General features: G+C 42.6%; 25 protein-coding genes and 1 pseudogene. 21 read left to right on the top strand and 5 right to left on the bottom strand.

The genetic code is table 11. From position 1 onward, the window contains the following. The first annotated feature begins 190 nt into the window (after nucleotides 1–190). The 15 genes from AC0L66_RS19860 (at nucleotide 191) to manA (ending at nucleotide 12,691) form a co-directional block, all read left to right on the top strand. Complete coding sequence (locus AC0L66_RS19860; RefSeq protein WP_473570547.1) at nucleotides 191–1,069, top strand: N-acetylneuraminate lyase; 879 nt, start codon at nucleotides 191–193, stop codon at nucleotides 1,067–1,069. Beyond that, entirely contained in the window at nucleotides 1,063–1,548 is a 486-nt protein-coding gene (locus tag AC0L66_RS19865; RefSeq protein ID WP_473570549.1) for an ROK family protein, read from the top strand. Before AC0L66_RS19860 ends, AC0L66_RS19865 begins: the two co-directional genes overlap by 7 nt. A 47-nt stretch (nucleotides 1,549–1,595) precedes the next feature. Next, the gene (locus AC0L66_RS19870) at nucleotides 1,596–1,991 is read left to right on the top strand and encodes an ROK family protein (protein WP_473570551.1); all 396 of its coding nucleotides are present in this window, start codon (nucleotides 1,596–1,598) and stop codon (nucleotides 1,989–1,991) included. Next, the gene (locus tag AC0L66_RS19875; protein WP_473570552.1) at nucleotides 1,991–2,965 is read left to right on the top strand and encodes an enolase C-terminal domain-like protein; all 975 of its coding nucleotides are present in this window, start codon (nucleotides 1,991–1,993) and stop codon (nucleotides 2,963–2,965) included. Before AC0L66_RS19870 ends, AC0L66_RS19875 begins: the two co-directional genes overlap by 1 nt. 22 nt (nucleotides 2,966–2,987) lie before the next feature. Further along, nucleotides 2,988–3,212, top strand: a complete 225-nt coding sequence (locus AC0L66_RS19880; RefSeq protein ID WP_473570554.1) for a hypothetical protein — start codon at nucleotides 2,988–2,990, stop codon at nucleotides 3,210–3,212. Then, complete coding sequence (locus AC0L66_RS19885) at nucleotides 3,209–3,748, top strand: NAD(P)-dependent oxidoreductase (protein ID WP_473570556.1); 540 nt, start codon at nucleotides 3,209–3,211, stop codon at nucleotides 3,746–3,748. Before AC0L66_RS19880 ends, AC0L66_RS19885 begins: the two co-directional genes overlap by 4 nt. 8 nt (nucleotides 3,749–3,756) lie before the next feature. Continuing rightward, the gene (locus AC0L66_RS19890) at nucleotides 3,757–4,128 is read left to right on the top strand and encodes an NAD(P)-dependent oxidoreductase (RefSeq protein WP_473570558.1); all 372 of its coding nucleotides are present in this window, start codon (nucleotides 3,757–3,759) and stop codon (nucleotides 4,126–4,128) included. 17 nt (nucleotides 4,129–4,145) lie between these two features. Continuing rightward, nucleotides 4,146–5,117: a sialic acid TRAP transporter substrate-binding protein SiaP gene (locus tag AC0L66_RS19895; RefSeq protein ID WP_428794047.1), complete on the top strand. Its 972-nt coding sequence runs from the start codon at nucleotides 4,146–4,148 to the stop codon at nucleotides 5,115–5,117. A 50-nt stretch (nucleotides 5,118–5,167) separates the two neighbouring features. Then, nucleotides 5,168–5,680 (top strand): TRAP transporter small permease, encoded by a 513-nt coding sequence (locus AC0L66_RS19900; protein WP_473570559.1) that lies wholly within the window; start codon nucleotides 5,168–5,170, stop codon nucleotides 5,678–5,680. An 11-nt stretch (nucleotides 5,681–5,691) separates the two neighbouring features. After that, nucleotides 5,692–6,957 carry a TRAP transporter large permease gene (locus AC0L66_RS19905; RefSeq protein WP_428794049.1) on the top strand — a complete coding sequence of 422 codons (1,266 nt, stop codon included), beginning with the start codon at nucleotides 5,692–5,694 and terminating at the stop codon, nucleotides 6,955–6,957. Between the two features lie 37 nt (nucleotides 6,958–6,994). Next, complete coding sequence (locus AC0L66_RS19910; RefSeq protein ID WP_473570561.1) at nucleotides 6,995–7,456, top strand: NanQ anomerase/TabA/YiaL family protein; 462 nt, start codon at nucleotides 6,995–6,997, stop codon at nucleotides 7,454–7,456. Next, nucleotides 7,453–8,373, top strand: coding sequence for a dihydrodipicolinate synthase family protein (locus tag AC0L66_RS19915; RefSeq protein ID WP_473570562.1), 921 nt, complete (start codon nucleotides 7,453–7,455; stop codon nucleotides 8,371–8,373). Before AC0L66_RS19910 ends, AC0L66_RS19915 begins: the two co-directional genes overlap by 4 nt. An 88-nt stretch (nucleotides 8,374–8,461) precedes the next feature. Next, nucleotides 8,462–9,166, top strand: a complete 705-nt coding sequence (locus tag AC0L66_RS19920) for an FCD domain-containing protein (protein ID WP_428794052.1) — start codon at nucleotides 8,462–8,464, stop codon at nucleotides 9,164–9,166. A 380-nt stretch (nucleotides 9,167–9,546) separates the two neighbouring features. Beyond that, nucleotides 9,547–11,367 (top strand): sialidase family protein, encoded by a 1,821-nt coding sequence (locus AC0L66_RS19925; RefSeq protein ID WP_473570564.1) that lies wholly within the window; start codon nucleotides 9,547–9,549, stop codon nucleotides 11,365–11,367. Nucleotides 11,368–11,485: 118 nt separating this feature from the next. Further along, a complete protein-coding gene (gene manA, locus AC0L66_RS19930; protein WP_473570565.1) occupies nucleotides 11,486–12,691 on the top strand; it encodes a mannose-6-phosphate isomerase, class I in 1,206 nt (401 codons plus the stop codon). 97 nt (nucleotides 12,692–12,788) lie between these two features. Here the strand turns inward: manA and arcC are convergent, their stop codons facing one another. After that, a complete protein-coding gene (gene arcC / locus AC0L66_RS19935) occupies nucleotides 12,789–13,700 on the bottom strand; it encodes a carbamate kinase (RefSeq protein ID WP_473570566.1) in 912 nt (303 codons plus the stop codon). A gap of 454 nt (nucleotides 13,701–14,154) precedes the next feature. Between arcC and argF the strand changes: the two genes are divergently transcribed. Both argF and AC0L66_RS19945 read left to right on the top strand, forming a co-directional pair. Further along, nucleotides 14,155–15,201, top strand: coding sequence for an ornithine carbamoyltransferase (gene argF / locus AC0L66_RS19940; protein ID WP_473570567.1), 1,047 nt, complete (start codon nucleotides 14,155–14,157; stop codon nucleotides 15,199–15,201). Nucleotides 15,202–15,345: 144 nt separating this feature from the next. Then, on the top strand, nucleotides 15,346–16,617 hold the full coding sequence (locus tag AC0L66_RS19945; RefSeq protein WP_473570568.1) for a RidA family protein: 1,272 nt from the start codon (nucleotides 15,346–15,348) through the stop codon (nucleotides 16,615–16,617). A 136-nt stretch (nucleotides 16,618–16,753) separates the two neighbouring features. On the opposite strand, the gene AC0L66_RS19950 is transcribed toward AC0L66_RS19945, so the two are convergent. Continuing rightward, the gene (locus tag AC0L66_RS19950; RefSeq protein ID WP_428752901.1) at nucleotides 16,754–17,413 is read right to left on the bottom strand and encodes a TetR/AcrR family transcriptional regulator; all 660 of its coding nucleotides are present in this window, start codon (nucleotides 17,411–17,413) and stop codon (nucleotides 16,754–16,756) included. A 325-nt stretch (nucleotides 17,414–17,738) separates the two neighbouring features. On the opposite strand from AC0L66_RS19950, the gene AC0L66_RS19955 reads away from it, so the two are divergent. Continuing rightward, the gene (locus tag AC0L66_RS19955; protein ID WP_473570570.1) at nucleotides 17,739–18,254 is read left to right on the top strand and encodes an APC family permease; all 516 of its coding nucleotides are present in this window, start codon (nucleotides 17,739–17,741) and stop codon (nucleotides 18,252–18,254) included. After that, nucleotides 18,145–19,143: an APC family permease gene (locus AC0L66_RS19960; protein WP_473570924.1), complete on the top strand. Its 999-nt coding sequence runs from the start codon at nucleotides 18,145–18,147 to the stop codon at nucleotides 19,141–19,143. Before AC0L66_RS19955 ends, AC0L66_RS19960 begins: the two co-directional genes overlap by 110 nt. A gap of 64 nt (nucleotides 19,144–19,207) precedes the next feature. Here AC0L66_RS19960 and AC0L66_RS19965 read toward each other — a convergent pair. Further along, a pseudogene (locus AC0L66_RS19965) lies at nucleotides 19,208–19,719 on the bottom strand (glycine zipper 2TM domain-containing protein). A gap of 328 nt (nucleotides 19,720–20,047) precedes the next feature. Here AC0L66_RS19965 and AC0L66_RS19970 point away from each other — a divergent pair. Next, a complete protein-coding gene (locus AC0L66_RS19970) occupies nucleotides 20,048–20,350 on the top strand; it encodes a hypothetical protein (protein WP_473570572.1) in 303 nt (100 codons plus the stop codon). A gap of 64 nt (nucleotides 20,351–20,414) precedes the next feature. Then, nucleotides 20,415–21,014 carry a thiol:disulfide interchange protein DsbA/DsbL gene (locus tag AC0L66_RS19975; protein WP_428752908.1) on the top strand — a complete coding sequence of 200 codons (600 nt, stop codon included), beginning with the start codon at nucleotides 20,415–20,417 and terminating at the stop codon, nucleotides 21,012–21,014. A gap of 156 nt (nucleotides 21,015–21,170) precedes the next feature. On the opposite strand, the gene AC0L66_RS19980 is transcribed toward AC0L66_RS19975, so the two are convergent. After that, entirely contained in the window at nucleotides 21,171–21,902 is a 732-nt protein-coding gene (locus AC0L66_RS19980; RefSeq protein WP_473570926.1) for a DUF1552 domain-containing protein, read from the bottom strand. Continuing rightward, nucleotides 21,815–22,402: a DUF1552 domain-containing protein gene (locus AC0L66_RS19985; protein WP_473570574.1), complete on the bottom strand. Its 588-nt coding sequence runs from the start codon at nucleotides 22,400–22,402 to the stop codon at nucleotides 21,815–21,817. The genes AC0L66_RS19980 and AC0L66_RS19985 overlap by 88 nt, the downstream gene beginning before the upstream one ends. Nucleotide 22,403 lies beyond the last annotated feature (1 nt).

Raw genomic sequence — 22,403 nt, forward strand, 5'->3', positions numbered from 1 at the left:
ATTTGGTCATGACGTTTTTGAAACCAGTTTGCGTTGGTTTGTATGTGAACATGAGTTCCTATAAATATTGGCGCGGTCACATAATAGGCAGTTTGAACAAAATGTGAGCCATAATGTGATAGCTATCACGCACTATACTGGTATAACAGGTATAGTTATTACAGCCCAATACAACATTCAAGGAACACAGATGGATTTTTCAGGTTTCTATGCAGCAACGCTGACACCATTTAATAAAGACGAAAGTATCAATTATGAAGATGTCCAAAACTTGGTGAAATTCAATTGCGACTCCGGACTCAAAGGCCTCTACGTAGGAGGTTCTACGGCGGAAGCTTTTCTATGTAGTACTGAAGAAAGAATTGAACTACTTAAAGCCACGGCAGAAGTCGCCTCAACTTCACAAACAACGCTTATCGCTCATGTTGGCGACATCTCGACAAGAAAGAGTGAATTGTTAGCAAGAGCTGCCGCAGATCTTCCATACGATGCAATATCTGCGGTGACACCTTTCTACTACCCGGTTGGGTTTGACCAATTAAAGCAGCATTATTCAGACATCATACAAGCGGCTGGGAAACCGATGATTGTTTACAATTTTCCTGCTTTTTCTGGATCAAGCTTGAGTGGTGCACAGATCAGTGAACTTCTTAACCTTGATGGTGTTGTTGCGTTAAAACAAACATCTGCTGATCTTTATCAAATGGAACAACTCACCCGACGGAATCCGGACAAAACTGTTTTCAATGGTTTCGATGAAATTCTGGCTTCTGGCCTTGTTGCAGGGGCAACGGGTGGTATTGGCTCTACTTATAATATTCAAGCACAACGGATCTTAAACATTAATGCCGCTATCCAGGCCGGAGATGTTGCTTTAGCCAAAAAACTGCAACGAGAAGCCAATAAGGTGATTGATACGTTAGTCGATGCAGGTGTGATTCCGGGATTAAAGTATGTGCTTAAATTAAAAGGGGTTTTGTCATCAGAACTGTGTCGTCGCCCATTTAACGCAGTGTCTGATGACAGCAAATCTCAGTTGGCGCAATTGGTAGAGTCTGGCTTATGTTAATTGGTCTTGATATTGGTGGAACTAAGATTGAAGGGGTTATTGTCACGCCTAACAATCCAGACGTTGTCTTTCGATTGCGTGTATCAACCCCAAAATCTAACTACGTTGATTTTTTAGACGCAGTCAAAGGCGTCATCAATGACTTGATTGAAAAGAACGAACAGTTAGATATAGCGGCGATTCAATCGATTGGGATTGGTTGTTGCGGTTCTATTAATAAGACCAGTGGAACAATGCAAGGCGCTAATATCTTGTATTTGAATGGTGAGGATTTTCTTGGTGATGTTCAGTCCGCGTATAGACTGCCCGTTGCATTAACCAACGACGCAAACTGTTTAGCGATTTCGGAGTTCAATACAGGAGCAGCGAAGAGCGCCCAAAGCTCTTGCCTTGCGGTGATTTTAGGGACGGGGTGTGGCAGTGGTGTAATCATTAATGGCGATATTGTTGATGGTCTGCATGGTCTCGGGGAGAAATAGGCCACAATCCGTTACCTAGCTTCGATACAAGTGTTGATGGCCCTAATGTGACCTGTTATTGCGGCTCTGAAAACTGCATTGAATCCTTTCTTTCTGGCACAGGCTTTGAGCGTACATGGGCGGTAAAACATAAACCATTGCCAGCGACAGTCATATTTGATGCGTATATCGATGGTGATAAAAACGCTGTGGCGCATGTTAACCATTACACGGATTGCTTGGCACGAGTGCTGGGTTCTATCATCAATGTCATTGACCCAGAAGTCATCGTGCTTGGGGGCGGTGTATCAAATCAAGAGATTATCTACCCTCTCGTTCAAGGTAAGTTAAGCCGCTATACCTTCAGTAAACATGTATCAACACCTATCGTTAAGGCCTTGCATGGTGACTCTAGTGGTGTGCTCGGCGCTGCTTATTTACCGCTAATGAAGGGACTAGTTTGATGGTAACCATTAAGAGCGTTAGACCCGTCATTCTAACGGGTAAGTATGGTTTTACTGGCTGTGCTGAAAATCAGCTCCACCTGCCCGAAGGATTACGTTGTTGCTCCATGGTAGAAATTACGCTTAGTAATGGCTTGAAGGGGATAGGCGAAGGTTACTTAGGAGTATTCGCACCGGATGTATTTAGTGCCATTGTTCGGCTCATCGCTCCAACTATTGTTGGCTGTGATTTGTCATCAGGCTACCTAGCAACGGTAAAAAAAGCCAAAAACATAACCGCATATTGGTCACTGCAAGGCGCTGCTCAGCATGTCATTTCAGCGATTGAAATTGCATTGGTTGATGTATTTTCTAAGTACAAAGAAGTGCCTGCAATAGCGCTTTTTGGAGGCGCGAAAAAAAACGCTATTGCCATGTATGGTTCTGGTGGTGATTCACTCCATCCGGTTTATATGGCGCAAGAACTAAAACTATTGGCTGAGCGTGGAATCAAAACAATTAAGATTCGATCTAGGGTGCATCAAGTTGAGAAAGCGGTTTGGACAATCAAAGCTGCTAAGCAATACGGGATAGGTGTAGCGGTTGATATGACGCAAAACCTTGCTGTAGATGGACAAACACCTGAAGAGGTCGTGTCATTTTGTGAAAAGGTATATGAACAAACAGGTGAAAGGTTGGTGTTTGTTGAAGAGTGTTTAGGTCTTGATAAGTTAACAGAGCTTCCACGGTTGTCGCTGTCACCAGATATCCAGATTGCTGGTGGTGAAATCGTTACAACTAAGCAAGAGCTTTTCGAACGCATTGACAGCCACTATTACAACATCGTTCAGCCAGATGCCTCCGTGATTGGTGGGATAAAAGAAACCATCGATGTATGCCAATATGCGCAAGGTTCGCATACCAAAGCCGTCGTACATTCATGGGGAGAGCTTGGTCGCGATGATGGCCAATTATATTGCTGCCTTTGCCTCTGATTGCGAACTTATTGAATATCCAATGCCAAATTTTGAACTTCGCCATGCACTTTTTGACTTCGAATCCTATATACAAGATGGAAAACTCACGCTTCATGAAAAAGTAGGAATAGGTATCGAATTAAATGAAGAGGTCGAAAAAGAGTTTGCCTACCAAGAGAGTGCGGTTTATCACTGTATCCCACTTGCTAGTGGTCTTGAAGCGTTAGAGGAAAGTCACTCAAACTGGAAAGAGGGGGAATCATGAAGCTCTATATTCACCCTGTTTTAAATAATGATGAGAAGGTCTACTTTTCTGAACAATCAGATACTCGTGTAGAGCTTATTTTCAATGATGGTACGAATGATTTCAGTCGATGCCAACACTGTGAGGTTGCGATAGGTAACTTTGACACTGATTGGATTGAGCGGATGGGTAACTTAACAACGATCTTGCTAGATTCTGTGGGAACTGACAATTTCAATAATTTCCAGTGGCCTATCGAGCGAAAGATATCAGTACACAACCTGAATGATTTCTTTTCTGTTCCCGTCGCTGAAGAGGCATTGGCTAGTGTGTTGTCGGTTTATCGTCAATTACCCGCTTTAAGGGAAGCCCAACGACAGGGACGATGGATAAAAGACGAACTAAGGCCTTTAAAGCGTCTAATGTCAGGGGAAAAAGTGCTGCTGGTGGGTTATGGCAATATTGGCCAGAGGTTGGAGCAATTGTTGACGGTGTTTAACTGCCAGATTACCACTTTTAATAAGCAAGACATGGAATTGGGGGAAAGGAAAACTTAATTAGAAAAGTGTCAGAGAGTGACATCATTTTTTCGACTATTCCAGCTACACCAGAAACCCACGAAATATTTAACAGGGACGTTTTTTCAGCGATGCCAAAAGGTGCCACATTTCTAAATGTTGGCCGTGGGCAAGTTGTTGACGAGTTTGCACTTTGTGATAAAGCAAAAGCAGATCCCAGTTTTAACGCATGTTTGGATGTCACGGTTCAAGAACCGATAAACCAAGATTCTGAATTATGGCAGCTACCAAATATTCATCTGACCCAACACACTGGTGGTGGTTCTCTGGATGAAAATTATAAGAAAATTGACAGTTATATAAGTCAAATTAACCGATTGCTAAGTTCTGAACCACTTATCAATACGATCCAATTCTAAAAAAGGATAATTAGAAAATGACGATGAAAGCAACCCTTAAACTCAGTGTGATCGCAGCTGCTTTACTGACGGCTAATGTATACGCAAAAACGGAGCTTAAAGTAGGCTTTAATGAAGCGTATAACAGCCCAATTTACCACGGAATGGTGAAAGCCTCTGAAGAGCTAGAAAAGCTGTCTGGCGGTGAACTAACCATGAGACTGTATGAAGGTGGTCAGCTAGGTAGCGTCCACGAAATGCTAGAGCAAGTTTCATTAGGTGAAATTGATCTGTCAATGCAGGTGTTTGGTGGTTACGCACAGTATGTACCAGAATTGGGTGCGTTAGAAACAGCATATATTGTTAAAGATTATGCTCATCTTCAGCAAATTTTCAACAGCCAATGGGGGCTGAAAATTCGTGCCGAGCTAGAAGATAAATTTGAACTTAAACCTATCGACAGTTGGTATTTCGGTGTTCGACAAACTACATCAAATCGACCAATTAATTCATACGATGATATGAAAGGAATGAAACTCCGTACTCCTAACGCCAAAGCTTTACTCGATTACGCAAGAGCAACCAAAGCAATTCCATCTCCGATTGCGTATGCAGAAGTGTACCTAGCGCTACAAACTAATGCTGTAGATGGACAAGAAAACCCAATCCCATCGATTGAAGCGATGAAATTTTATGAAGTACAAAAGTATCTAGCAATGACCAATCACGTTGTACAAGATCAAGCTATTTCCATTAACTCAAACTCCTGGAATGACCTATCAACTCAAGAGCAAAAGTGGTTAATTTCAGCATTGAATGCAGGTGGTCAGGAAGCCGAAAGTCGAATTAACGAGAAAACCGATCAATACCTCGCTTTATTTAAAGAGTCTGGTGTAACAGTCACTTACCCAGATCTTGCGCCATTTAGAGCAGCAATGAAGCCGTACTATGCTGCTTTAGATAAGCAATATGGTGAAGGGTTTACTCAAACACTGATTGACGCGAGATAACTTCACTGGTGGCGAAGCCTTAAGGCTTCGCCATGCTATGGGATTTAGGTATGTATAAATTAATAAAAAAAATGGAGTGGGTAGAGAAGCACCTATCAATATTTCTGTTTTTGGCCATGTTGTCGGTGTTAACTATCCAAATTATAAGTCGTTACTTTTTAAGTATCGCGATACCTTGGACTGAAGAGGTTTCCCGCTGGTTATATATTTATATCGTCTTTATTGGTGCAAGTGAGGCAGTCTCTAGGCGTGACCATATTGCCGTTGATATTGTTCCCAATCGGTTAAGTAATAGGGCTAATTTAATTCTAGATATAATGATACACGGCGTATTCTCAGTAATATCACTAATCATTATTTATCGAGGTTATATTTTTGCAGAACGAATGGACAGGTTAGGTTCCGTGACAATGGATGTTCAGATGTCGGTACTTTATGCTGCGATTCCACTTGGTTTCTCTCTGATATTCATTAAATCGTTTTTAAATACGGTGATCTCTTTATCAAAGCTAGTTAAGCCTAATAGAGATAACGCCACCGTCACTTCTCATTTATGTGAGTAAGGTAGAGTACTATGTTTGGTATTTTTGGTGGCTGGGGTGCTTTGCTCGCAGTAGGTATGCCAGTCGCGTTTACACTTTATGTTGTTTCAATCATCTATTTAATGGTGAATGGAGGGATAGCCTTAGCACCACAAAAGGTAATCGCGGGGTTAAACTCTTTTCCGTTGCTTGCTGTACCATTTTTCATTTTTAGCGGATTATTGATGAATTCAGCGGGTATAACCGACAAAATGTTTAAGTTTGCCCGTGATTTGACAGGGCATTTAACGGGCTCATTAGGGCATGTTAATGTTCTAGCCAGTCTGTTGTTTTCGGGTATGTCAGGTTCAGCGCATGCTGATGCGGGTGGACTAGGACAATTAGAAATAAAAGCTATGCGTGATGAAGGTTATGATGATGGATTTGCAGGTGCGATTACTGCTGCGTCCAGTGTTATCGGGCCTCTGATGCCACCGAGCATTCCTATTGTTATCTATGGCGTGATGTCGGGCGCTTCGGTAGGGGCATTATTTTTGGCGGGCATAGTACCAGCATTGTTATGTGCGGCTGCTTTGATGGTTATGGTGTATTTAATCGCCAAGAAAAAAGGTTATCCGGTTTACCCTAGAGCTTCTTTTAGAACGATTGCTTACTCCTTTAAAGACGCCTCTTTGGCTCTATTTACCCCGGTTTTAATTATTGGTGGAATCTTCTCTGGAATAGTGACACCCACAGAAGCTGCGGTTGTTGCCTCTTTATACGCGATGTTTTTAGGGTTTGTCGTTTATCGTGAACTTACCTTTAAACGCTTTATAGAACTGGTCCATGAGACCATTAATACATCGGCAGTCATCGGCTTCCTTATTGGTGGCGTGGGTTTGTTTGGTTACGTGATCATCAAAGAAGACATCCCGTTAAAAGCCGCCGAACTGTTTTTGCAAGTAACCGACTCGCCGCTTGTATTCTTACTGCTTGTTTCCATTATGTTATTTATTCTTGGAGCATTTATAGAAACGTTAGCGTTGCTACTGATTTTGGTGCCAATTTTATTGCCGATTACCGTCAACTTGGGGATTGATCCTGTCCATTTTGGCATTGTCGTTGTAATGAATATGATGCTGGGGATATTGACGCCACCAATGGGCGTGTCTCTATTTGTCGTCGCTAAGGTCGGTAATATAGCTTACGAAACATTAGCGAAATCTGTCTTGATATTTTTAGTGCCATTGATTTTTGTGCTTGGGCTCATCATCTTATTCCCTGAGATGGTGCTGTTCTTACCGAACTATTTCCTTTAATTCAATAGCAGGCAGCAGCGAGTGATCGATGCTGATAATGATGATAATTTCAACCATCGACAGCTCATCCATAGATCCATTGCTTCATCCTATTATTAACAGGGTGCTTGCTGAAGATTTGTCAGCATTACCTGATGGGATTAGTGCCATTGATGGGGAGGATATTTTTGTTAATCGAGTTCGCGCTAAAGCGAGAAACATTGCAGATTCAATGGCGGAATTGCATCGAGAGTATATCGATATTCACCTTACCTTATCGGGTACTGAAACAATTGGATTTGGAGTTGACCCTGAAGATTTAGGTAGTTTAGGTCTTCTACCCTTTAAGAATGATTGCGTGCTCCAGACTAACGTCCCCAATGAACAGTTTGTCACGTTAGAAAAGGGGCAATATTGTGTGTTCTATCCTCTTGAGTGGCACAGACCAATGATTGGAAAAGAAGGGATTGATGATGGTGTTGATAAAGTCGTGATTAAAGTGAGGGCATCAATACTGTGAATACTAACGGTTTAATTTCGGGGAACTGGGCAACACTTTTACTGCCTATTCATGATGAGTCGATTGAGTTCGAAAAGTTATCTACTCAGATTGATTACTACATTGCTGCTGGGGTAGACGGTATATATTCCAACGGTACGGCTGGGGAGTTTTATACTCAGACAGAGAGTGAGTTTCAAGCCGTCAATCGTTTGTTGGCAGAAAAGTGCCACCAACATGATATGCCGTTTCAGGTGGGGGCTTGTCATTGTCATCCGCAAGAGGCATTAGAGAGAGTGAAATTTGCGTCAAGTCTTACGCCCACGGCGATACAGGTGATATTACCAGATTGGTTTCCATGTTCGTTTGATGTTGCGATGGAGTTTATGAAGGCCGCTGAGCAAGCCGCGAATGGAGTGAGCCTTGTTTTATATAACCCACCTCACGCCAAGGTTAGGCTCTCAGCCAATGAACTTGCTGATCTGTATGATAATATACATAGTTTAGTCGGTTTTAAGCTGCCAAGAATTACACCGGATATAGAGAAGACTGGTCTTGCTAAGAGAGCCTCCATATTTGTTGCGGGGCACTTCTTAGCAACCGATGCATATAAAGGGGCAAAAGGGGCATATTCTAACGTATGTTGTCTTAACCCAAAATCTGCACAAAAATGGACAGATGACTGTTTAAAACTGAAGCCTGCTGCCCTAGAGCTAGAGGCGAGAATTCAACAATATATGGCACAAGAAATTGCGCCATATATAACAGAGCAAGGCTATTGCAATGCGGCCGCCGATAAATTCATGGCAACACTGGGAGGTTGGTCGAATCTGGAATCAACAATGAGATTCCCATTTGCATCAATCCCAAAGAGCGATATAGCCGACAAATTGATAGTGATGGGTGAACTGCTTCCGGAGTTTAGAAGCCAGTACTAAATTCGATTTCAACGGTTCACGGTTACTTAGGTGTTGAACATAGTATATGTTCTTCAAGTCGAAATTATTTTAATTAAAGGAAACTCTTATGGAGTTAGCGTCCTTTCCACTAAAACCAATGAAAAAAACAAAGCTATCCGATAGCGTTGCTGAAGAGCTGGAAAAGCTGATTATTAACAACACGCTCAAAGAAGGGGACACATTACCTTCCGAACGTGAACTAATGGGAGCATTTGATGTTGGGCGACCGTCAGTACGTGAAGCGTTGATAAAGCTATCTCAAAAAGGTTTAGTTGAAATAAAGAGCGGTGAAAAAACGCGCGTGACCAAGCCATGTACGGAAACGTTGATGAACAATGTTTCTGGCCTTGCTATTGCACTCTTGTCTCAAAAAGACGAGAAACATCAATTCGAGCACCTAAGACAACTTTTTGAAATTGCAATTGTAAGAGAGGCTGCGCTTGTTCGTAGCGAAGACGATTTGAAAAAATTACATGCTGTGTTGGAACAAAATAAGGCCCATTGTGAGGACTACGATGCATTCGTGAAGTCCGACATTGCGTTCCATCGTTGCATAATAGACATGATTAATAACCCGATGGTTTCATCCTTGTATGAATCATTGATTTCTTGGTTAATATTGACGCGAGATCCAGCCGATTACACACCGTATCATACGCAGAATTATCATGAGCATGTGATGATTTACACGGCGATTACTGAACGCGATCCAAATAAAGCAGAGCAATGCATGCGAGATCATCTGGATGCGGTAATGAGAATTGAGAAATAGCATTTTAACCTAGGTTGAATAGCAAGACTGAATTTTATCCGTAACATTCTGATTAGCAATATGATGACTTAAAGTATTTGTCTCTTCGGCGCTGTGATATGTCGAAGAGATGGATTGAAAACTTACTGCGAACAAATCGATCCAGTGGGTTGTCATCGAACCATTGGTATAACAGGTATAGTATCGCATAGGTGTCATTTTATGATGTTTGTACTGTGCACGTGAGCAATGATGAATTTGCTCGTTACATTCACCCGAAAAGCAAGGAAGAAGCATGAATAGACATATAATATTGTTAGCTATTTGCAGTGCAAGTCTTGGGGCTAATGCCTCGAATGGGATTGGTGTGCCAGCACAAACAGAACAGTTTGTTTTTGAAAATGGTAAAAATTACGGAAACCCTATCGTTCCAAATTATGCGTGTTATAGAATACACAGCGATTGTAAAGCTCGACTCTGGAGAGCTGTTGGCTTTTGCCGAAGCTCGTGAGTTCAGTTGCTCTGATCATGATGCAAATACTGAAATTGTGATGCGTAAGCGAAATGAGTCCGGCGTTTGGGGGCCAATATCAATCGTTGCAGATCATGGTGGTAAAGTAACGAGAAACCCAGCACCAGTGGTGGATGACCAAGGTAACATTCATCTAGTGTATAACGTCAATTATGACTCACAGGATCTAAGCAGTGAAGCGGCAATTAGTGAAGGAAAAATAAACGAGGACAACAATCGTTATCGCGCCGCTGTTTATTACATTCGTAGTGCCGATAATGGCCTAACTTGGACGGACTATTCTTCTGAGCCTGCGAATATCGATTCAATTGTTCATCCAAACGCAGGGAATGACTCGTTTGAAACAGGGCTTTGGACTTGGTACGCCATTACTCCAGGGCATGCATTGAAATTGGATAATGGAAAACTGCTTTTTCCTGCAAACCATACAGAGTCTAAGCACGGATTTACATCGGGCACTCATCGCCATTACTCCCATTCTTTCACACTTGACACCGCCACCGATACGTTTGTTTTAAATGCAACGGTTGGCCCTGATACTAATGAGAATATGGCGGAACAACTCGATAATGGTTGGGTATATATGAATATGCGTAACTATCATCGTTCAGTCGGAGAAATCCGAGCGGTTTCTTACAGTAAAGATGGTGGCAAGAACTGGATGGGGACGGAATACGATTATGTCCCTCAACCGGGAAGTACAAATTATTGGCGGAATATTGGTTATGACCCCACTCTGATCTCACCACGTGTGCAATCTTCAGTTATACGTTATACATCTGATAAAGATGAGACAGGGGTATCTCGTTTACTGTTCTCAAACCCTGCACACACGTCTGAACGTAAATTTGGCACCCTCCGGCTCAGCTATGATGAAGGAAAGACATGGACACACGCCTACCGCTATAACAGTAGCGTTTCTCAATACAGTGACCTCGTGATTAACGATGACAAGTCTATTGGCATCTTATATGAAGAAGGCTCAACGGGTCATGATGGCATTTATTACATAGAGGCTAACTTAGAGAAAGTTACTGATGCGAAAGATGCCTATATTCCAACCGTAGTTAACCAGCATTACGCCGATGGCGTCTCTCCAATCACCACCCCATTAGGGGCTCCACACCAACTTGAGCTTGATCCGCAAATCGGTGACTTAACGATTACTGTTAACTTTGCTTTGTCTGCGACGGCAAACAGGCAAACAACTCAATTCCTAGCAAGGAAAGGAAATCGACTTTCTAATGACGAAGGGTGGGGTTTATTTATAGAAAGCGGGAAAATAAAATTCCGGGCCAATGAACTTGGTAATCGATATGGAATTCAAGCTGATTTGCCAAGTTCTTTGGGTATAGAAAAGCATACGATAACCACAACGTTTGACCGCACGCCTGAAGCGGGGAGCGAGATAATGAGCATTTACTTAGATGGGGTTAAATTGGCAAGCACACCACTTTATGATGCACTCCAATCTAACACCGCGATAGCATCAAACTCACCGCTGTCAGTCGCTGGGTCAGATGGTGCCCACCCTTTGGATGGTCTAGTGTTTGGGTACTCTGTTTATGGTTATGGACTGGATAGTTCCACCATCGAGAATTATGCGAAGTCACATCTGAAAGATTACGACTTCTCGGCGTTTTTCGATAATCCTGAAAACAACAATTTCGAAGATTTCTTTAAGGATTAATCAAAGACAATCCTACCTCTAATTTTGTTTTAAAACGGCTCACTTCCATTATCCATTCTTCGGTGAGCCGCCCTTTTCAATCTCAACTCCAATCAGCAGATATAGGACGACTATGCCCATGATCCGTTTAAAATCCGATTTTTACCCGATGGAAAACGTAATTAATACTTACAGTTGGGGGAGTTATACGTCGATAGAAGAAATATTTGGTATCAAAAATCAAGATAACCAGCCGCAAGCGGAGCTGTGGATGGGCGCACACCCGAATGGTTGCTCTAAGGTAAAAACGGAAGATGGGACGGTATTTCTTTCCGATTTCATTAGCGATGACGCAACTAACATTCTGTCACCGGAGACTGAGCAAACTTACGGTGAACTGCCTTTTTTATTTAAGGTGCTGGCGGCAGAACATCCTTTATCGATTCAGGTTCATCCCAATAAGCGAGATGCGGAAATAGGCTTCAAAAAGGAAGAAAAAGCTGATATTCCACTTACAGCTGCGTACCGAAATTATAAAGACTCTAACCATAAGCCTGAGCTTATCTACGCATTAACACCTTTTAAGGCAATGAATGGTTTTCGTCGTTTGGATGAAATTTCCTCGCTGTTATCGTTAATCGACTCAGTGGTTGTGAATGGTCTCTTAAAGAAGTGCTCGGGAGGTACAGAGTCAGCCTTTCTCAAGTCGGTATTTACTGGACTATTATCGTTAGAAGGTAAGGATAGGGTAGCGGCAATTACTTCCCTTACTAAGTACGCAAAGGCTCACTCTACATTATCGCCTTTTGATCTCATTACTAAGCTGGTGGCGCAGTATCCTAGTGACATCGGCATATTTTCACCATTGTTGCTAAATGTAATTACTCTAGAGCCAGGAGAAGCGATGTATCTTGATGCCAGGACACCTCATGCATATATTGGAGGGACAGGACTCGAGATAATGGCAAGCTCGGACAACGTTTTAAGGGCGGGCTTAACGAGTAAATATATCGATATTGAAGAGTTAGTAAAGTGTACAGATTTTGTATCGAAAAACTTGAACACCCTGATTTTACAACCAACCTTTAGACATGGTGAAATGGTTTATCCAGTGCCAGTGTTAGATTTCAAGTTTTCTATATTATTAACAAGTGAGAACAGAGAGATTCATGTTGCAAGTGCTGAGATTCTACTCGCACTGGACAATGACATGATATTAACTAAAGGAGAGGAGAGTGCGATTACCATTACCAAAGGGAGCTCTGTGTTTATCCCCGCTTATGTTAATCGCTACACCGTATCATCCGTTGGAAGAATTGCTAGAGCCACATCCTCTGGTAATTGAATGAAACAGAAGATGCTCTCACCATTTTTCAGGCAATTAAGCTCCGCCTTTGATAAAGGCAGAGCTTGGCTTAGCCATGAGTCGAGTTAATAATAAATTAAACCGCTTCTATAACGGTACCGGACGTTCTTTGCATGATTTCAGAGGCATAGGCTAAATCACCGATGTAGCTCTTATGGCCAGTATTCTCAACAAACTGACAGCAAGCATCCACTTTTGGCCCCATAGAGCCTGCTGGGAAGCTGTATTGCTTCATCTTAGCAACGGCAATGCGCTCGATTTTCTCTTCTTGCGGTGTGCCCCAGTCTAAACAGACGTGAGTGCCGTCGGTGAGGATCAGCAAATGTTCTGCGCCAAGTTCTTCTGCAATTAATGCCGCTGTCATGTCTTTATCAATCACCGCTTCAAAACCCACATAAGCGCCGTCTTTTTCAATCACAGGTGCGCCGCCGCCACCGCCACAAATGACGAGGTGTTCTTTATCAAGAAGATCTTTAATCGCTTTGATTTCTAATACTTCTTTTGGTGCAGGGGACGGGACCACGCGACGCCAATGTGCGCCATCGGGCTTGACTACCCAATTGTTTTGTTCGGCTAGGGATTTTGCTTGGTCCTCGTTATAGATAGGGCCGATAAATTTGCTCGGATTAGCAATGGCTGGGTCATTTTCATCCACCACAATTCGAGTCAGAATTGTGGTGGTATAACGATCGTTAATGGCCGCATTTAGACCTTGTTGGAATAGGTAGCCAATCATGCCTTGCGTCTCTGCCCCTAAGACGTCAAATGGATATGCAGGGCACTCTTTGTAAGCGTCATTTTGCAGTGAAAGTAGACCAACTTGCGGGCCGTTACCATGAACAATGACTAAGCGGTAATCTTTGCTTAGCTCTGCCAGTGAACGTGCCGTTTGAGCAATACTTTTCTGTTGGTTTTGACAGCTCATTACTTCACCACGTTGTAATAAAGCATTGCCACCAACCGCGACAACAATAATAGGTTTTGACATGTTTAACTCTCCAAGTGACGGAATTAACCGAACGGCTAACAAAGTGAATTTAGTGTATTGAAATGCTTATTTATGGTTGGAGATAAAAATCACAATTCGGTTTTTATTTGGATTTTAGATAGTTTTGTTACGCACCGATCACAGAGTGGGATAATAATCGAAACCGGCAGCGGATATGTGATTCTAATTGCAGGTTTTATAAGTGGTAAATAATAGCAAGTTAACTTGATTAAAATCAATAATATGGTTTTCTCCCCCTGTTTAATGCAGATCTGTCGTGTCCATATTAATTTTAGCCATCATTTGTTGCTTCAAAACCGATACCAAATTCTCATCTCAGTTTTAAGTGTGTATTTACCGTTAAATAAACCTCGTACCAGATAACGGACTAAAACTAATTACCCATAACTTTATGAATATAAAGTGAATTAAATTCTGAAATGAGGGACATGTTATGAAATTACCGACTTCTAGCGCGACTGAACTCAAAAAAGCAAACTTACAGCACATGGTGTCAATGAAAGACTTCTCTGTCGAAGAGATGGATAACATGATGGAGCTGATGGCGTATCTAAAACAAGCGCGTAAAGACAACGCAGTACCACAGCTATTTAAAGGGAAATCAGTTGGGATGATCTTTGAAGCTGGGTCAACACGGACGCGTGTGTCGTTTGAAGTGGCTGCGACGTTATTGGGCGGTCATGGCTTATTCCTATCACCAAAAGATATTCATTTAGGGGGCAAAGAGTCAATTGATGATACCTCACGTGTGCTTTCTCGCATGTGTGACATCATTATGGCGCGTACCAATAGCCCAGAAACATTAGATGGTTTACTTGAAATGTCGACCGTACCGGTTATTAACGGCCTAGATACTCGTTTCCACCCAACGCAAATGCTCGCCGATTTGTTTACCATTAAAGAGCATATTACCGATGGTCGTAAACTGTCTGACTTAACGCTGGCCTTTATGGGTGATGCGACTGACGTATGTCGCTCCCTCATGTTGACGTGTGCCAAATATGGTATGGGCTTTAAGCAAATTGGTCCGAAAAAATATCAGATGCAGCAAGAATGGGTGGAAATGGCGCTGAATTTCTGTGAAGAATCTGGTGGCACCATTGAAATTACCGATGATGTAGAGCGTGTGAGCGATTGTGATGTGGTTTACGGGGACAGCTTCTACTGGTCGACGCAAATGGATGAGAAAGAAGAGCGCCTTGCTGCTTTCATGCCTGATTACGTGATTTCAGAAGAGTTGATGGCAAAAGCCCGTCCGGGAGCAATGTTACTTCACTGTCTGCCCGCTAATGACAAAGAAGAAATTACCCGTGGCGCATTAGAAAGTGAATATTGTGTGGCGTTTGATGAATCAGAAAACCGTCTCACGGCTCAAATGGCAATTCTAGTGTACTTTACCCACAAAGATGAAGTTATTCCTACACAACAAACCATTAAATATCATGAAGATAAAATCACTGGATTCCTTAAAACCTTGTAATCAATTTATTGGCGATATTTAGCTAAAGCCAAACCAGTTTATCTTCCTTTAGCTGGTTTGGCTCTCTTTGCCTACGATTACTCAACTTCATAATATTCATGTATTGAACTGGATATTCACGCATTAATTTGGAGATAGAATGCGATGACAACTAGTATCATTAAGATCTCAAGAAATACTGAAAAGGCTCCATTGAATGTTCACTCTTCTCAATCCGTTGCCTTTTCCCATTATAATAATATTTCTGCCCAATTGCCGATCGATCCAGACACTAATACGCTGGTTTTTGGCGGTGTCGAAGAGCAGGCCAAACAGTGCTTGAGTAATATTAAAACGATTGTTAACAGTATCGACCACACCATGAGCGACGTGGTGAGAATCAATGTCTATCTGAAAAATATTACCGATTTAGATAAAGTGAATGAAGTCTATTGCGGATTTTTCAATATGTATGTTCCTACTCATACTTCTCTCGCTGTCGCCGCATTGCCTTTAGAAGGGGCGTTAGTACAAATGGACGCTGTTATTTCCAATGGTGAGGGAACCTATCCGCAAGAAGCGTGTGACTTAGTAAAATTGGCAAGAAATACACCAAATGCGCCAGTGACGTCACTGTCTACACAAAGCGTTGCTTTCTCTCATTACAGTCACGTGTCAGCACAGCTACCTATTGAGGCGACAACAGGTAATGTGATTGCTGGAGGAGTGCGAGAGCAAACTCAACAATGTTTAAAAAACATTAAAGCCATATTGGAAGGCATAGAAGTGCCTGTTGATGATGTGGTAAAAATAAACGTTCATTTAAAAAACCTTGCGGACTTGGATGCCTTTGATGAGGTGTATACCAGGTTCTTTCCTGACTCATCGATCGCAAGAGCGGTGAATTATATGCCTGCGCGCTCGGTGATTGTGGCAGAGGGGTTACCCATGAATGCCTTGGTGCAAGTCGATGCTACCGTTTCTCATGGTGATGGGACTCCGCCGCAAGTGGTTGAAGATCGCCATGGTATTGTGATTAGAGCTCACAATACTAACAAAGCGCCTGTTAGTGCTTTGTCGTCGCAAAGTGTGGCTTTTTCTCACTACAATAACCTTTCCGCTCAACTTCCTATAGACCCGTCGGTAGGGGCGATTGTGGCCTTTGGAGTGAAAGAGCAAGCCATGCAGTGCCTGAACAATATTACGTCCATTGTAGAGAGTGTTGGTCATGTTATTGATGACGTGGTGAAGCTCAACGTTCAGCTCAATGACATGGAAGATTTAGCGGCATTTAACGACGTGTTACCAAGCTACTTTGATAACACATTGCCTGCAGTGACGGTAATTGGCGTGTCTAGTCTACCCAAGGATGCGGTAATACAAATGGATGCCATTGTGTCTAATGCTGAGGGAACGTCACCGACGAAATCTCAGTAAGTCATATAGTGAATATGACCAAATGGGGCACATTAACATGTGCCCCATTTGATCTGACCTTAGTCTTTAAATCTAATACCTACACTTAATCTAATTTTAACATCTAATCTAATTTCAACACCTTGGCTATTTGCCTCTAAACAAGCTGGCTAAGATGATGAGGTTCGGCTGGCCGCTCACTTGTTGGCTCAATACGCTGTAGATACTGTGGTAAGTAAACAGAGAGATAAGCAAGCGCTAGTCTGTACCCTTCTTTTCCTGCTTCCGAGCTGATCTGGTTTCTTCCCGTTGCGTTATAAAATGTGCTGTAAACCTTATCAGCCGCCTGAAGTGCTATCGCAAAAATATTGTAGTTATTAGGTAAAGCTGGCAGTACAAAATGCTGTTGGTAAAGATTACGAATACGTTCACCCAGCGCTTGGTCATGTTCAAAGTCGGCCTTTCTTAGGTCATAAAACTTGTGTTGCCCAAGCACGAGCTTCGTGGCGACTGGATTATTTTGGTAGTATTGAAAATAAGCACTTTCAATACGCCATGTAATAGCCTGCCAGTTATCAAAAAATGGCGTTTTCTCAATGTTAGCGAGCATGTGGTCAAAGTCACGAAATACATCATCAGCAATACATAGAAGTAATGCTTCTATATTAGGATAATGGTGATATACCGTTGAAGTGGCTATTTTGGCATGTCTGGCAATATCATAAATAGAAATGTTATTAATATCACTGCGTTCAATTATTTGAAATGTGGCTTCTTTTATTTTTTTAATTTTTTCTGTTTTGGTTATTGATGTCATTGTTAATATCCTACTGCCGTTGGATGAAGGGAGTTGAATTTGACCGATAGAATATATTTAGCCCATCAATGTAAGGCAAATATTAAGATAAACACTACGTCAATATATGTTGCAATGATTGATTAGAATCAATCATTTTCAAAGTAAATGCATAGCTTGTTAATACTGGTATGAGGGTCACGATTTTCTGGGTTAATACACCACTATTACCGATGTCAGATTCCAAGCTCAGTAATAGTAGTACTGGCTTGGTTTAATGGTTTCAAGGCTACACATAACGCCGATTAATACTACTTACCTTGCTGGTTCCATTGGAGAATCTATTATGGAAGAGAAAACAAAGAAAAAACTAGGGCTTGTCGATATTGTTCTTTTTGGGGTATGTACCGTACTGGTTGTGGATACCGTTGCGGCGACCGCAGTGGCTGGGCCGGGGGGAATATTCTGGTGGTTGGTTATTTTGATTTTGTTCTTTTTACCTTATGGCTTAATTACCGCGGAGCTTGCGACAACGTATCCAGCCGAAGGTGGGATCTACGATTGGGTGAAACGCGCATTTGGTCGTAACTGGGGAGCAAGAACGGCGTGGTTCTATTGGGTCAACTATGCCTTGTGGGTGCCTGCGGTATTTTATCTCTTTGCGGTTGTGCTAGCGCAGGTATTAAATACTGAGTTTTCACCATGGCAGATAGCTAAGTGTTTCCATTGCAATGAGTTGGTTGTGCTCTTATATCAGCACCAATGCGTTTGCCGACGCGAATTGGATATCTTCCCTTGGCGCTATTTTGAAAGTGCTTATTATGTCCGTTTTGGGTATTGGCGGTCTGATTCAAGCGTTTAATGGTGAAGTGGCGAACGACTTTAGTGCCAGTGCTTTTGCGCCATCATTTCAGGTTGGTTTTGCTATTCTTTCCGTGATGTTGTTTAACTTGCTGGGTTTTGAAGTGGTGTCTGCAGCGTCGGATTCCATGGAAAACCCGAAAAAAGACATTCCGAAAGCGACGGTACTTGGCGGAATATTGATTGCCTTTTTCTATCTTCTGGCCACGTTTGGTGTGCAAGCAGCACTACCTCTGGATCAAATTTCAGCGTCGGCGGGTTTGTATGAAAGCTTAGTCATCTTATTTGGTATTGAAGGCTTTACTGGTGTGGTTATTAATATTTTGGCGATTTGTTTTATGTTTACCTTGGTCGCGAATATTACCAACTGGTCAGTGGGGGTTAACTATGTGGCGCTTTACGCGGCCAAAAATGACGATATGCCGAAAGTATTTGCTACCACAACTCAGTCGGGTACGCCGAAGGGAGCCGCGATTTGGAATGGTATTGTCGCCACGATCACTATGATTGCTTATGCACTGATTGCCACATTTGGCGGTAACGAAGATCTATTTTGGAACGTATTTTCACTTGGCGCTATCATTCTATTATTGTCTTACGTTGTTATGTTTCCTGCATTTCTTAAGTTGCGTAAAATCGACGCGGTACTGCCACGTCCTTATAAAGTGGCAGGTCAACCGTGGTTAATTCGACTCATGTGTTTTGTGCCAATGTGTTTGTTGATTGGCGGTATTATTACGTTTTTCTGGGTGCCGGGTCAGCCATTTGATTGGACGTACTTCTGGCAAGTAGGGACGGGTATCGGTATCGCGATATTATTTGGTGAAGTGTATATTTTTAGAACAACAAAGCCGGAGCAAGATTCGCAGCCAGTATTAGGTGATTCATAACGTAAAAAATCAAGCCAGAGCGAATGTTCTGGCTTGATTCACATCACAATTCACGACGTGTCATTTATTGAGGGAGCACCACTTGCCCCGCCACAATAGGGAAGAGACTGGTTTGTGGCTTTTTGTCCATGTGTACGGTGGTTTTGGTACCTAAGCAACGTCATACGTGACATCGTACCCAGAGACTTGAGTCGAAGTGACATATTCCGTCTTGCAACGTCGTTCTGTAGTGCTGACGGTGCTATTTTTCTGTGCATTTTCTTGAATCTTTCGACCTGTCATGGCACCAGCAACCGTGCCAACCGCAGTGGCGACAGTTTTTCCAGAACCTCCACCGACTTGATTACCTAATGCAGCGCCTGCGGCGGCGCCACCAAGCGTACCAAGCAGTTTATCTTCATCTTTTATGTCAGCTTGGCGTGTTACGACGACATCGTTGCATACTTGTCGCGGCGTTTTTACTGAGCTGGTTACCGCTTCAACTAACGTGACCGTTGCGTGTGTTGGTGCTTCTTCTTTACAGGCTGAAAGGACAATCATCCCTGTTGCTGCTAGTACCACTGCTTTCATTTTCATTGAAAATTCCTAATTATGTTTTTGTATAGGCAGTATGGTAAGGAGAAAAATGATAGATAAATCAGCAGTAAATGAAGTCTATGTCAGTGTCTGGTGAAGAGTCAGGGCAGTATGAGCATTGTGTAAAAAGCGATAAGGGGTTGGGTAATCATTACGAATAAGGAGCAAGTTACTTGGGAAGACGCGGGAGGAGGTTGGATACATCATGACCTATATTCTTTGCAAACCAACCAGATTTTCTGATGTGGTTAAGGTATGATGCCTGCGTATTAAATATCGTGTGGTGTGCATGCTTTCTTGTCGTTATCATTATCGAGGGTATCTCTTAATGTCAGTGATGTTGCTGGTATTGAGTTTTTTTGCCGTTAGCAATGAAGCGAATGAGGCGATGTCGCACCAGGGCGTTCTCAACTTCAGCCAAACCCCTATCTCATTTGCCACGAACTCACACAAACTGGAAACAGCCACGCAATCTCATTGCTGCGCCTCATTTTGTTTGCTTAAAGTCCCGTGTGGTCAGTCTGTTACTTTTCTAAATCAACATCGAGTAACACGAGCACTTATGCCAAGGGACGAAGCCGAAAAGGCCATTGCTCGCATTCAAACCTTGTTCCGCCCTCCAATCGCATAATCCTTATTAATATCAATTTATTGCGAGTTTTCGCACATCATTAATATTTTTGGAATTATGCCCAATGAAAACACTATTTACTTTATTTACAGCGCTTATGCTGAGCGTGTCTGTGCAAGCGTCAACCTTTGAAGAGGGCACGCATTACACCGTTTTGGATGTTGATAAATCGACGATGCCAAAAGTGACGGAGTTTTTCTCGTTCTATTGTCCACATTGTTACAAATTTGAAGCTGTGGTTGAAAATTTAAAGCCCGCACTTGCAGAAGGCGTTAAGTTTGAAAAGGTTCACGTTGCCTTTATGGGTAATGACATGGCTGTGCCAATGGCGAAATCGTACGCGACGATGGTGGCACTCAAGGCGGAAAAAACCATGGTGCCCGCGATGTTTAACCAAATCCATGAGATGAACAAAAGACCGAACAATGAGCAACAGCTCCGTCAAATCTTCTTAGATAATGGTATTGACGCGAAAGCCTTTGATTCGGCATACAGCAGCTTTGTGGTTAACTCAATGCAGAAGAAGTTTGATAAGCAGTTTGAGGCCAGTACATTGACGGGCGTTCCCGGTGTGTTGGTCAACAATAAGTACATTGTTCAGCCGTCTGGAATCAAAAGCTATGATGAATACAATGAGCTCGTGAATTACTTGCTCACCCTTTAATGGGGGTTACACATCGTTGATAAAGAAAACCAGAGCTTTGACTCTGGTTTTTTATTTGAGGCGAGAGCCCTATAACAGACCCCGAGGATGCGTTAGTTAATCGCCGGGGTAAACTATTATTAATAGGCTTGGTTTCATGATTTATGTTGAGGAGAACTAACCATGAAAAAGGCCGCTTAGAGGGGCATTTTTATAGGGAATACTGACGCCATACGCTTTACTGTAAGCGGCGAGAATTTGACCTATTGGCCCAACATTTTCCATTAATCGTCCTCCTTTTTCCGTGGCGAGCTTTGTATTGTTTCCCCCTATCAGGACAAACGGGAGATCGGATGAACTGTGCGCTTGGCCATCGTCCATTTCTGATGTAACCATAATAATGGAGTTATCAAATAAGGTACTGCCGCCAGTATCTGGCATTGTTTTTAATAGCTCTATCAAGCGCGTCACTTTGCTAAGGTACCAACGGCGATGTTGAATATAAATCGGTAGCGTTGCTGAACTATAGTGCGATGCATCATGGGGTACTGTCCTACTGACGCTCTCGACGACCTTTGAGTCATTTGAAGTGCCGAGTTGTAAAGACACAATGCGTGTTTTTTCACACGATAACGCTAGGGCAGCATTGGCGACCTGTAGGTCTGCTCGCCTGTCACGACCTTCTGCGGTACTTGAAAATATACTTGTGTTGCAGGTTTTTCCTGCGTTACCAATAGCATTATTCAATTCGGTGTTTACGTCTTGCGATGTCGTTCTGAAAGCATTCGTTTTTGCTGCTTCTAAGCCGCCAAGTTGTTGCTCTAAAAGCTCAATATCTGGAATGGATTTGGACAGTAGCGCGAGTTTTCTGCTCTCAATCGAGTTGCCCTCCGATATGTCTCCCCAAATAAGTCGTTAAAGATGGCTTGAGGATCATCATTGTGCATGAGAGCGCCATTTAAGTTACGGCTTGTGACAAATCCGCCATGGCCCCAATAGTTCGTATCTACCCCGAGGCGTAAAGCCCTTTTGGGCATTCCAGAGGAAAAGTAGTTCTCAAAGTGAAAATCAATAGAGCCTTGACCGACATTTTCCTGCCAAACCCCTTTATAGCCATCATGTCCGGTTCCTCCGGTACTTTTACATCCCGAAAAGAACACGATATGGTCTTTGTACTGCTCTAACTCGGCGGTGCAGTCATTCATTTCTAGACCATTTGAGCTTTGTTTGGGATGCCATTTTCCTCTAGGATAACCATCAGAAAAGTTAACAAAGATAAACTTGGTATCTGAATTGTTTGTTGTGGTACTTTTTGCAAAGGTTGGGAGAGTGCAAAACCCTAATCCGACACCAGCCGCTATACTGGTTTTCAATAAGTTGCGTCGCGATTGATTAAAATGATTTGTCATG

Source organism: Vibrio sp. GJ43-1, from assembly GCF_055808835.1.